Origin of the sequence: Dietzia sp. DQ11-44 (genome assembly GCF_014145205.1) — a bacterium.
GTDB classification, from domain to species: Bacteria; Actinomycetota; Actinomycetes; order Mycobacteriales; family Mycobacteriaceae; genus Dietzia; species Dietzia natronolimnaea.
In genome coordinates, this window is the sequence record NZ_JAALEC010000305.1 from 1 (window position 1) to 5,116 (window position 5,116).

Sequence of the window (5,116 nt, forward strand, 5' to 3'; positions counted from 1 at the left end):
GCCCAGGCCCGGGAAGGTCGGTCGCGCGGCGTCGATGCGAAAGCCAGGAGACCGGCCACGGCGTCATGTTCCACGAGGGTTTGGAGAAGAACATGCGCCATGACCGGCGTTCGGCGTCCCCTGAGGACGCCTCGGCACCATCAGATGACGCGGCATCGCCGGAGAACACGGCATCACCGGAGGACACGGCACCGCCTCGGCACTCGAGCCAGCCACCGCGCATCACCCTGCTGTCCACCTCCGACACGGACCTGCTCTCCGCGCGGGCCTCCGGGGCGGACTGGACGCTCGGCAACCCGTCCCGCCTGGACGTCGAGGCGGATCTGCCCGGTCTGCTCGACGGCGCCGACCTGGTGGTGGTCCGGATCCTCGGGTCGCGGCGGTCGTGGGAGCCCGGGTTCGCCGCGGTCATGGCCTCGGGGCGGCCGGTGGTCGTCCTGGGAGGCGAGCAGGCCCCGGACGCCGACCTGATGGAGCTCTCCACCGTCCCGATCGGCATCGCGGCCGAGGCCCACCGCTACCTGGCCGAGGGCGGCGAGCGGAACCTCGCCCAGCTCCACGCCTTCCTGTCGGACACCGTGCTGCTCACCGGGACCGGGTTCGCGCCCCCGGAGAGCGTCCCGGTGTGGGGGATGCCGCCGCGGCCGGGTGCCGCCGATTCCCCCGACTCCCCGGCGAGTGGTCACATACGACGCGATTCCCGGAACGGGACCTGGGAGAACGTGAGCGGAACTGACCAGTCGCCGGGCGTTCCCCGCGTGGACCAGTCGCGGCGCGTTCCCCGCGTGGGAGTGCTCTACTACCGGGCGCACGAGGTGAGCGGGAACTCCGGGTTCGCCCATTCGCTCGCCGACGCCATCGACGCCACCGGGCAGGCCGTCGGCGTGCCCGTGTTCGCCGGGTCCCTGCGATCGGCGCCCGACGAGCTGTTCGACGCACTCGGGACGCTCGACGCGCTGATCGTCACGGTCCTGGCCGCCGGCGGGACCACGCCGGGCGCGGTGAGCGCGGGCGGCGAGGACGAGACGTGGGACGTCGAACGGATCGCCACGCTCGACATCCCGGTCCTGCAGGGACTGTGCCTGACGTGGAGCCGCGAGGACTGGGCGGCCTCCGACGACGGCGTCAACCCGCTGGACTCGGCCAACCAGATCGCGATCCCCGAGTTCGACGGCCGGATCATCACCGCGCCGTTCTCCTTCAAGGAGATCGACGCCGACGGGCTGCCTCGCTACGTCGCCGACCCCGAACGCTGCGCCCGCGTCGCGGGGATCGCGGTCTCGCACGCCCGGCTGCGTCATGTGCCCGCGGCGGACCGCCGGATCGCCCTGGTGCTCTCGGCCTACCCGACCAAGCACTCCCGGATCGGCAACGCGGTCGGCCTGGACACCCCCGTCTCGACCATCCGACTGCTGCGCCGGATGCGCGACGAGGGTTACGACCTGGGCCCCGACGACAGCCCGATCGCCCGGTTCCTCGACGTCGCCGACAGTGGCACCGACAGCACCTACGCCGACGACACCGCCGCCGGCGACGCCCTGATCCACGCCCTGATCGCCGCGGGCGGACAGGACGAGGAGTGGCTGACGAACGCCCAGCTCACCGACAGTCACGTACGGATCTCCACCGACGACTACCTCACGTGGGCGGCGGACCTGCCCGAGTCGCTGCGCTCGGAGATGGTCGAGGCCTGGGGGCAGGCGCCCGGTCAGCTGTTCGTCAACGACGCCGGCGAGATCGTCCTGGCCACCATCCAGGCCGGCAATGTCGTCCTGCTGATCCAGCCGCCCCGCGGGTTCGGTGAGAACCCGGTGGCGATCTATCACGATCCCGAGCTGGCGCCCTCGCACCACTATCTGGCCGCCTATCGGTGGCTCGCGCGGGGTTTCGGCGCCCACGCGCTGGTCCACATCGGCAAGCACGGTTCGCTGGAGTGGCTGCCGGGCAAGAACGCCGCGCTGTCGGCCGCGTGTGCGACCGACGCGGCGATCGCCGACATGCCGTTGATCTACCCGTTCCTGGTCAACGACCCCGGGGAGGGCGCCCAGGCCAAGCGCCGCGCCCACGCCACGATCGTCGACCACCTGGTGCCGCCGATGGCCCGCGCCGAGTCCTACGGCGACATCGCCCGCCTCGAGCAGCTGCTGGACGAGTACGGCAACATCGCGTCCATGGACCCGGCCAAGCTGCCGGCCATCCGCGCGCAGATCTGGACCCTCATGCGGTCGGCGCACATGCACGAGGACCTGGGCCTGGAGCAGCAGCCCGGGGACGAGGAGTTCGACGACTTCCTGCTCCACGTCGACGGGTGGCTCTGCGAGATCAAGGACGTCCAGATCCGCGACGGACTCCACGTGCTGGGTCAGGCGCCGGACGGCGAGGCCCGGGTAAACCTGGTGCTCGCCATCCTGCGCGCCTCGCAGGTGTGGGGCGGCGAGTTCGGCGCAGTTCCCGGTTTGCGCCGCGCCCTCGGGCTGGGGGAGGACGCCCCGACCCAGGAGGTCGACCGCGTGGAGGCCCGGGCCCGGGCGCTGGTCGAGGACATGGACGCCCGCGGGTGGGACCTCACGGCGGTGCCGCAGGTCCTGACCGCCGCGGGTCTGGATGACGACGACGAGGTCGGCCGCGTCCTGGAGTTCGCCGCCCGCGAGGTGGTGCCGCGTCTGGCCGCCACCGTCGACGAGCTGGATGCGGTGATGCACGCCCTGGACGGCGGGTTCGTGCCCGCCGGACCGTCCGGTTCGCCCCTGCGCGGCCTGGTCAACGTGCTGCCGACCGGCCGCAACTTCTACACCGTGGACCCTCGGGCGATCCCGTCCCGGCTGGCCTGGGAGACCGGCCAGGCGATGGCCGACTCCCTGCTGGACCGCCACGTGGCGGAGACCGGCGAGTACCCGAGCTCGGTGGGACTGTCGATCTGGGGCACCTCGGCCATGCGGACCTCGGGCGACGACGTGGCCGAGGTCCTGGCCCTGCTCGGCGTCCGCCCGGAGTGGGACGAGGCCTCCCGCCGGGTCAACGGTCTCGAGGTGGTCCCGGCCGCCGAGCTCGGTCGCCCGCGCGTGGACGTGACGGTCCGCATCTCGGGCTTCTTCCGGGACGCCTTCCCGCACGTCATCACCATGCTCGACGACGCCGTCCGGATGGTGGCGGACCTCGACGAACCCGCCGAGCAGAACTATGTCGCCGCCCACACTCGCGCGGACCTGGCCGAGCACTCGGACCACCGTCGTGCGACCACCCGCATCTTCGGCTCCGCGCCGGGGTCGTACGGCGCCGGGATCCTGCAGACCATCGAGGCCGGCAACTGGCGGGACGACCGGGACCTGGCCGAGGTCTACACCCGGTGGGGCGGCTTCGCCTACGGCCGCGACCTGGACGGCGTCCCGGCCGCGGACGACATGCGCACCAACTACCGGCGCATCGCGGTGGCCGCCAAGAACATCGACACCCGCGAGCACGACATCGCCGACTCGGACGACTACTTCCAGTACCACGGCGGGATGATCGCGACCGTGCGAGCGCTCACCGGCGCCGAACCCCGCGCCTACGTGGGGGACTCCACCACGCCGGACGCCATCCGCACCCGGTCGCTCGCGGAGGAGACGGTCCGGGTGTTCCGGGCTCGCGTGGTCAACCCCCGGTGGATCGCGGCCATGCAGCGGCACGGCTACAAGGGGGCCTTCGAGCTGGCCGCGACGGTGGACTACCTCTTCGGGTTCGACGCCACCGCAGGGGTCGTGCACGACTGGATGTACGACACGCTGGCCAGGGAGTACGTGCTGGACCAGACCAACCAGGAGTTCCTGCGGCGGTCCAACCCGTGGGCGTTGCGCGGGATGATCGAGCGGCTCTCCGAGGCCGCCGACCGCGGGTTGTGGGCCGAGCCGGACGCCGAGATCATGGACCGGATGCGGCAGGTCTACCTGGACGTCGAGGGCGACCTCGAGGACACCCACGGTGACTGACCGGGTGTCCCGCCTCCCGGCCGGGGAGGCCGGCGGCACCCCGCGCCGCCGGGTGCGGGTGGTGGGGATCGGCTCCGGGGGGCCGGACCAGATCACGGTGGAGGCGATCACGGCCCTGCGGGAGTCCGCCTACGCCGTGGCCGCGGTGAAGGGGGCCTCAGACCCCTTGGTCGATCTCCGTCGGCAGCTACTCGCCCGCCACGCGCCGGGCGTCGAGCTGGTGGGGGTCGCCGATCCGGAGCGGGACCGCTCGTCGCGGTCGACCTCCTCCCACGTCGGGTACCGCGGCGTGGTCCTGGACTGGCACGAGGCCCGGTCCCTGGCGTGGGAGCGGGTGCTGGCGGACCGGCCCGGCGACGTGGCGGTGCCCGTATGGGGCGACCCCGCCTTCTACGACTCCACGCTGCGGATCGTCGACCGGATCCTCGCCCGTGGCCGGCTCGACTTCGCCGTCGAGGTGATCCCCGGCATCTCCGCTCTACAGGTGTTGGCGGCGCGTCACCGGCTGGTCCTGCACGAGATCGGCGGGACGGTCACCGTGACCACCGGCCGGCGTCTGGCGGAGGTCGTCGCCGGCGGAGCGGACAACGTGGTGGTGATGCTCAACGCGGACCTGCCGCTGGAGGACCTGGCCGACTGGCACATCTGGTGGGGCGGCAACCTCGGCGATGCGGGAGAGTGCCTGCTCGCGGGCAGGGTCGGCGACGTCCTCGGCGAGCTGCGGGGCAATCGTGAGCGGCTCCGCGCGGAGCACGGCTGGGTGATGGACGTGTACCTCCTGCGCCGCCCGGTCGCGGCGGGCTGATACTGTGCCTACACTGGCGCTCCCCCGAGAACAGAGGTGCACTATGGCTTTCCTGAGAAATGCCCTGCGGACCGGCGTCGCGCTCAAGGCCGCCGAGGTGGTCAAGCGTGAGGCGTCCAAGCCGGAGAACCAGCGCAAGGCCCGCGAGTTCGCGGAGAAGATCCGCAACCGCAAGCGCTGACCGCCGGCCGGTCAGATCCAGTCGACGATCTCCACGGGGTCGTCGGCCCCGGCTCCCTCCGGGACCACGGCGAGCGCGGGAGCGCCTGCGAGGTCGGCCAGGTGGGCGGTGCGGACCCGGCCGGAGAGAGTCCATCCGCCGGCCCCGTCGGGGCGGGCCGGC

3 protein-coding genes are annotated in these 5,116 nt (G+C 72.4%); all 3 read left to right on the forward strand.

From position 1 onward, the window contains the following. The first annotated feature begins 65 nt into the window (after positions 1 to 65). Genes cobN through G6018_RS08460 form a run of 3 tightly spaced genes read left to right on the forward strand, consistent with a single transcriptional unit; the run spans position 66 to position 4,954 of the window. Positions 66 to 3,968, forward strand: a complete 3,903-nt coding sequence (gene cobN, locus G6018_RS08450; protein ID WP_241730988.1) for a cobaltochelatase subunit CobN — start codon at positions 66 to 68, stop codon at positions 3,966 to 3,968. Then, entirely contained in the window at positions 3,961 to 4,773 is an 813-nt protein-coding gene (gene cobF, locus G6018_RS08455; RefSeq protein ID WP_344392684.1) for a precorrin-6A synthase (deacetylating), read from the forward strand. The genes cobN and cobF overlap by 8 nt, the downstream gene beginning before the upstream one ends. Before the next feature lie 43 nt (positions 4,774 to 4,816). Next, positions 4,817 to 4,954: a hypothetical protein gene (locus G6018_RS08460; protein WP_179524167.1), complete on the forward strand. Its 138-nt coding sequence runs from the start codon at positions 4,817 to 4,819 to the stop codon at positions 4,952 to 4,954. Positions 4,955 to 5,116 lie beyond the last annotated feature (162 nt).

Bases quoted from the DNA above. Each gene is read 5' to 3' on its own strand.
- G6018_RS08460 (WP_179524167.1), top strand. From the start codon at position 4,817: ATGGCTTTCCTGAGAAATGCCCTGCGGACCGGCGTCGCGCTCAAGGCC.
- cobN (WP_241730988.1), top strand. From the start codon at position 66: ATGTTCCACGAGGGTTTGGAGAAGAACATGCGCCATGACCGGCGTTCG.